This is a genomic window from Pseudomonas sp. MD195_PC81_125 (assembly GCF_014060985.1).
Taxonomy (GTDB): Bacteria; Pseudomonadota; Gammaproteobacteria; order Pseudomonadales; family Pseudomonadaceae; genus Aquipseudomonas; species Aquipseudomonas parakoreensis.
The window spans coordinates 1-6,023 of the sequence record NZ_JABULD010000851.1 but is presented as its reverse complement, the minus strand read 5'-3'; the positions used below and the strand labels follow the sequence as shown (position 1 = coordinate 6,023).

The following is a 6,023-nucleotide window of genomic DNA, read 5'->3' as shown; positions in this document are numbered from 1 at the left end:
GAAGTCCGTCAGTGTGCTGAAGCGCTTTATGCTCTTGCGGGTAAGCCTGTCCGCATCTCGCGTACCAGAATTGGCCGGGAGCTTCATGTTCTGTCTCGCTTCGAAAAGCAGCTCTGCAAGCTTCCTCTCTGTGCAGCAATGCTCGACAAAGTATGTGAATCAATCGAAGGCTTCCACGATAGGCGTCTGCGATGGGCTAGAAGCAAATTGCTCTCGGAGGGCAAGCCTATATCACGTTCTTCGCTTTACAGGGTCGCGAGCATTCGGCCCACGCTGTAATCCAGCCAGCCATTCCCTCGATCTAAAAAAGTTCTGAATTTAATTCAACGTAAACACATTATTTTTCTGTTAATGAATATTTGCACCTTCCAGAATAGCTACGGCATACGCTGGATGACCACGATCAGCAAGTAAAACGTACTAACCCGCGATCAACAGAAATAGTTTTGCAATTGCCATGGGCTGACCTGCGCAGGTTATCGATACGTGTTTTGTATTCAAGAGTACGATCGCGGCAGGGCTTAGATGAATTCACTACGGTTAAAAGTTGAGCGGCTGGGTATCATTTCCAAATCGATACCGGATACAGAATTTGACGGGTTGCATATATACTGCCCCCGGATGCATATTCTCTTCGAGCCCTACCTTTAATCGGTAAATGATGTCTGATCTATTGTTTTTCCCCGTGTCGATGCCGGATGAAATGCTGCACTCTCGTGTCACCCGATATCACTATCTGTCAGGCAACAGAACCGCGACAGAAACCTACCGCGATTTGTTCGCATCGAAACCCTTTTGCATTGGTGGCATCGTACCCAATCAGATCGAGAGGCTCGCCCACAGACTGCCGGGGCAATCGGAGAGCAATCTCGCAGAGCTGATCAGTAGCAATACCACTTTTCCTGCTTACCGGCCTTTTCTTGGGGTTAAGCAGGGTCCGGAGAACAACGTAGGTCCGCTGGGTTATGACGGGGTGGTACGGGTGCCCCGCAGAGAGGAGTCCACCCATGGCAAGGCTAAGCTTTGTCCTACCTGCGTTCAGGAGGATTTGATTGATCGGGGTTCTGCCTACTGGCATCGATCTCACCAAATACCCGGTGTTGCCGTCTGTTGGCGTCATGGCGACACATTGATCCATGCCTGCCCCGAGTGCTCTCGCCCGTTCTACCGAAAATTGAAGCTACTTCCCAATCTGACTGAGCCATGCGCATGCGGTTGGAGCCCCTTAAACAGCGCAGCGACTCACAAGGGCTCAAAACTGGAACAGAAAGTCGCCCTGTTCGCACACGATATCTTGCAACGCAATATTCCTCCGATAGGCAGTACGGTATTAAGTTCTTGCTACGTCCGCCAATGCAAGAAACGCGGATATATTTTCGGAAAAAATGCAGGTATCGCAAAACTATTCGACAGCATCCAAAGCGCTTACGGTGATGAGCTTTTGTCGCAGATTGATCCAGCCTATAACACCGGGAAACATGAGCAATGGATCCGGCTCAAATCAGACAAAGGTCAGCTAAATATGCCGCTCGCGAGGCATTTGATCATTGCTCTTCATTTGTTTTCCAGTGCAGATGACTTTGAAGAGGCTCTGAAGAATGAGTCTATTCTGCTGAGTGCCTCTGTTTCTCCGCGAGCGTCCAAAGTTGAAGAATCGCATCCTAGCCAAAAAACTAGGTATCGCCAAAAAATTGAGTTGCTTTTAGCGCTACGTAACGACGCCGATGTCGAGTACCTCTGGAAGAAGGCGTACAAACCTACGCAATGGATTCTAGAACATGATAACGCATGGTTAATGGCAAAACTCCGTGCACCTAAAAAAATTGCAGTTACGGTCGAAAAGTCTGTCGACTCAAGAGACGGCGCGTATGCGGCCCTTATCGAAGCGGGCGTAGATGAGCTATATAAAGTTACGAAAGATCCGAAGAGAGTGAATATTCGGAATTTGCAATCGCTACTCCCAGGTTCGTTACCTCATGAGCTGGATCTACGCAAGCAGAGGTTTCCCCTTACTTATCAACAGATAAAGATTCATCAAGAGTCAGTATGGCATTTCCGTCTAAGAACTTTGATATGGACTGTCTCTGAACTCATCCGGATGAAGCTCCCGGTGAATTACTCGACGGTAAGATTGACTTCAGCGGTAGCAAGCAAGGTTTTCCTGGTATTTTCCAGTTTCTTCGAGTGGGATCTGACAAGCCTGGAAAAAACCGGAGTCGACGCGGAGGCCTTGCTCAGATCTACCGGCGTATCGAGGAATTGGGAGGGGCCACCGGTTCCAATAAGCTTTTGAGGTCATCTGTGTTCCGTCAGCGTCTGCCAACCTTTGGTGATAACAAAAATGCCATCTGGCTTGAAAGCGTAAACGCGGAGTAGGGTTCACCTTTCACATTAGTAACCTTCGCGGCAGCTTTCTGAAAGCTTTCACTTGTTACTCTTTAACTCAGAAAATTGAGCTTAGGAGAAAATCATGAAAGCAATGACAGCAGTGAAAGCGTTTTGCGCCGCTTCGGTTTTGACCTTATCTTCATTAGCCATGGCTGAAGGAGGCGGTGACCGCGTGTATGGTCGGATGATGCAAGAAAACCAACAGGCGATGGAGCAATATGCCTTAAGAAATGGTAAGGCCGTCCCTGAAGTTGTTCATTATGAATATGGTATGAACCTCGATATTCAGAAGGTGATCAGTGTCACACAGGCCAACAAAAACTGTAGTGTTGCGCCTTCGCGCATGACCTATGAAGATTCGGCGGGCAAGCTTAATACCGTGGAATACAAGATTATGGGTACCGACTGCCCACATGGGAGTTAGCCCCTTAAGGTCATGTCTACATCAAATCATTCATTTACGCTTTTTAAGCATGCTTGCTGGTCGCTGACATAGAAGTAATTTTCAGGTCACGCTGAAGTTATCTTTTGTATGAAATTATGTCTGTCGGCACGTAGAGGGAATCCCTATGTGCCGGTGGCTTTTTATAATGATAAAAATATTTCATAAAGAAACTCTGCCAAGCAAAAGCCTGGAGTGTTAAATGAACAATAAAAGCTTTTATGGTCTTTCTCTCATTGCCCTTGGCATGAGCATGGGGCAAGTTGCAGTGGCCGTTGAGCAAAAACCTGAGGGGTTCATTGAAGGGAGCTCCCTTAGTCTTCTCAATCGTAATCTCTACTTCAATCGTGACAATCGAAAGGGCCAGTCAAGTCCCACAGGCAATGGTTACGCTGAAGAATGGGCTCATGGGATTATCGGGCGATTTGAGTCTGGCTTCACCCAAGGCACCGTCGGGTTCGGCATAGATGCATTTGCAATGGTAGGACTCAAGCTTGATTCGGGTGATGGGCGCTCGGGGGCTCGAAGCTCAGTGGATGTCATGCCCTACAACAGCAAAGGCCAACCTGAAGACTCTTACTCAAAAGTAGGCGGAGCCGCGAAGGCTCGCTTTATGGATACGGTGGTCAAAGTAGGAGATGTCTTTCCATCCACGCCTGTCGTGGCATATGGCGATTCTCGACTGCTGCCAGAGAGCTTTAAGGGGGCAACGTTCACCAACACCACCATTAAAGACCTGACCATTCAGGGGGGGCGGCTGCATGCGATGAGCCAACCCAACTCCAGCAGCATGCGTGACGGCTTTTCGACTTTCTATGCCGGTGCTGTTGATGCTCCATGGATTGCTTACCTTGGGGGCGATTACACCGTTAATGAGCATGTTGGTGTGAGTCTTTACGCCAGCCAATTTAAGGATGTTTGGAATCAGTATTACGCAGGCACTTCCCTGAGCTACCCGCTCTCAGAGAGCGTCGCGTTGATCGGTGGATTTAATTACTACCGCGCGGTCGACGAGGGTAAAAAACTCCTGGACAGCTTTGATAACAATATCTGGAGTGGCAAAGCCGGGGTTAAATTCGGCGTCCACACGGTGACCGTTGGCTATCAGCGCAGCAACGGCAATGACGACTTTGATTACCTGCGCCAATCGGACTCGATTTTTCTGGATAACTCCATCCAGTACAGCGACTTCAACTCACCGAAAGAGCAATCCTTGCAGCTTCGCTACGACCTGGATATGCAAGCGTTCGGCATCCCAGGCCTTAGCTTCATGACCCGCTACGCGAAGGGGTGGGACGCTGATTATTCCAACGCGAACAGCGTGTATATGCGTCGCGGAGCAGATGGAGCGCCATTGCAAGACCAAAAGCGTTGGGAGCGAGACATTGAGGCTAAGTACATCATCCAGTCAGGCTCTCTGAAGGACATGTCGCTGCGTGTTCGCCAAGCAACCACGCGTGCTACCGATTTCGAATCTGATTTGGATGAGGTCCGACTGATTGTCGAGTACCCACTGCAACTGCTTTAACGAGCGCTAACCTGCGGCACCAATTGTTCGACTACCAGGTACACCCCGTCTCCTTGTTTCTCCTTTGGTTTGGGAGGCGGCTTAGGCGCCCTAGTGGCGCCTTTTTTTGTGTGGATTGACATAAGTGCGGGACGTCCTGTTGTCAGTACCTGTGTTCGCCCCGCTTGGCAAACCTGCTGTCTAGGAGCTTTTGATCCGTTGACAGGCAATCTCCATTCATAACTGAGACTGAAGGTGCAGAGTCATCGTCGATATTCACTTCGACTGCGTGCGCATCGTTTAGCTGAGGGCGTTATAGAGTGGGGCTGGGGGGAACAGCAGGAGAGACGGCCAACAGTAGCTCATTGTCTTTGCGTGTTACTTGAGCGCGGAATGGACAGTATGTGTCCCGCTGCATGGCTATGTCGCTAACCACGCAGGGACAGGATTGAGGGGCCAGATTAGTTTCCGGGGTATTCAGCAATGACCTGGTCTGCGCCTGCTTTGGACAAACCGATTACCTGGTAAGCATCATGTTTTCCGTTGACTTCCATGCCCGGGGATCCAGCCGGCATGCCAGGAACGGCGATCCCGAGAAGGTCGTCACGTTTGCTCATCGCAATGATTTGCTCGGCGGGCACGTGACCTTCAACAAACTTTCCATTGATCATTGCTGTGTGGCAGGACGAGAGTCGTGGAGCAACACCGAGATCCTGCTTGACCGCGCTCATGTTGGTTTCTACATGATCAACGACGGTGAAGCCGTTAGCTTCAAGGTGCTGGATCCACTTCTTGCAGCATCCACAGTTAGCGTCACGATGGACGTCGATCGTCAGCGACTCTGCTGCATGACCAGCTGAACTGATAAACAGAGCCGCAAATGCAGCGAGGCGAAGTGCCCGACCGGGACGAAGAAAGTTATTTCGCATGGGTATGTTCCTTCCCATCAGCGTGGGTATGAGTTTTTGGCTGAGTGGCCGGAGTTGCAGGGGCGTCATGTGAAGCCTCCACAACCTGAGGATGGGCGTGTTCGGTACTTTCATCCTGAGAAGGCGCTTCGGCCGCCTCATGGGCATGAGCGCTGTTTCTCTCGCCATGATGGTCGCCTGCTTCGGCTATTTCTTCGCCTGTACCCGCATCATGATGCCCCGCGACAGCGCCTTTTTGGCCCTCATGCTGGCTTCATGGTTATGCATTTTGCTCTCGCCGCCACCGTGTTGATGACCACCGCTGCTGGTTGCGAGAGCTTTGTATTGCTCTGCATCCATTGAAGGCAGCTGCTGGAGAAATGCGACCATTCCCCATATGTAGGGATCGGCCATGCTTTTACCCCAAGCGGGCATGCCTGTGGATTTGATTCCATGCTTGATGATCCAGAAAGCTGCGGCAGGGTTTCCATCAACGCCCAGTTTTGAAAGATTCGGAGGTGCGGGGTAAAGGCTATTACTTAACTCGGTTCCTTCAATACCCGGAGCGAGATGGCAACCGATGCACATAGAGTTGTAGTTGCCAGCACCTGCGCGGATTAGAGCTTCTTCGCTCAGGTCGGGGACTTTAATGTCGCGTGAGCGCACTTCGATCGAGCGATCCCGAGCGGTGGAAAGTAGCGCGTAAACGGGATCGGAGTGTGGTTCATCCGCCCCAACATTGATCACACCAAAATAAACCACGCCGGCACCTGTTATT

The 6,023-nt window shown here is 50.5% G+C and carries 4 protein-coding genes and 1 pseudogene; 3 read left to right on the top strand and 2 right to left on the bottom strand.

The features are described from left to right. The first annotated feature begins 661 nt into the window (after nucleotides 1-661). The 3 genes from HT737_RS29725 (at nucleotide 662) to HT737_RS29715 (ending at nucleotide 4,358) form a co-directional block, all read left to right on the top strand. Nucleotides 662-2,293, top strand: coding sequence for a TnsD family Tn7-like transposition protein (locus HT737_RS29725; protein WP_224450881.1), 1,632 nt, complete (start codon nucleotides 662-664; stop codon nucleotides 2,291-2,293). Nucleotides 2,294-2,479: 186 nt separating this feature from the next. Then, on the top strand, nucleotides 2,480-2,812 hold the full coding sequence (locus HT737_RS29720; protein WP_042561925.1) for a DUF2790 domain-containing protein: 333 nt from the start codon (nucleotides 2,480-2,482) through the stop codon (nucleotides 2,810-2,812). Between the two features lie 220 nt (nucleotides 2,813-3,032). Further along, nucleotides 3,033-4,358, top strand: a complete 1,326-nt coding sequence (locus tag HT737_RS29715; protein ID WP_042556881.1) for an OprD family porin — start codon at nucleotides 3,033-3,035, stop codon at nucleotides 4,356-4,358. A 440-nt stretch (nucleotides 4,359-4,798) separates the two neighbouring features. On the opposite strand, the gene HT737_RS29710 is transcribed toward HT737_RS29715, so the two are convergent. Next, entirely contained in the window at nucleotides 4,799-5,266 is a 468-nt protein-coding gene (locus HT737_RS29710) for a DUF411 domain-containing protein (protein ID WP_042561924.1), read from the bottom strand. After that, nucleotides 5,256-6,022 (bottom strand): annotated as a pseudogene (locus HT737_RS29705) (cytochrome c). The gene HT737_RS29710 and the pseudogene HT737_RS29705 overlap by 11 nt, the downstream one beginning before the upstream one ends. Nucleotide 6,023: the final 1 nt, after the last annotated feature.

Excerpts from the sequence above, each read along its gene's own strand:
- HT737_RS29725 (WP_224450881.1), top strand. The coding sequence starts at position 662 with ATGTCTGATCTATTGTTTTTCCCCGTGTCGATGCCGGATGAAATGCTG.
- HT737_RS29720 (WP_042561925.1), top strand. The coding sequence starts at position 2,480 with ATGACAGCAGTGAAAGCGTTTTGCGCCGCTTCGGTTTTGACCTTATCT.
- HT737_RS29715 (WP_042556881.1), top strand. The coding sequence starts at position 3,033 with ATGAACAATAAAAGCTTTTATGGTCTTTCTCTCATTGCCCTTGGCATG.
- HT737_RS29710 (WP_042561924.1), bottom strand. The coding sequence starts at position 5,266 with ATGCGAAATAACTTTCTTCGTCCCGGTCGGGCACTTCGCCTCGCTGCA.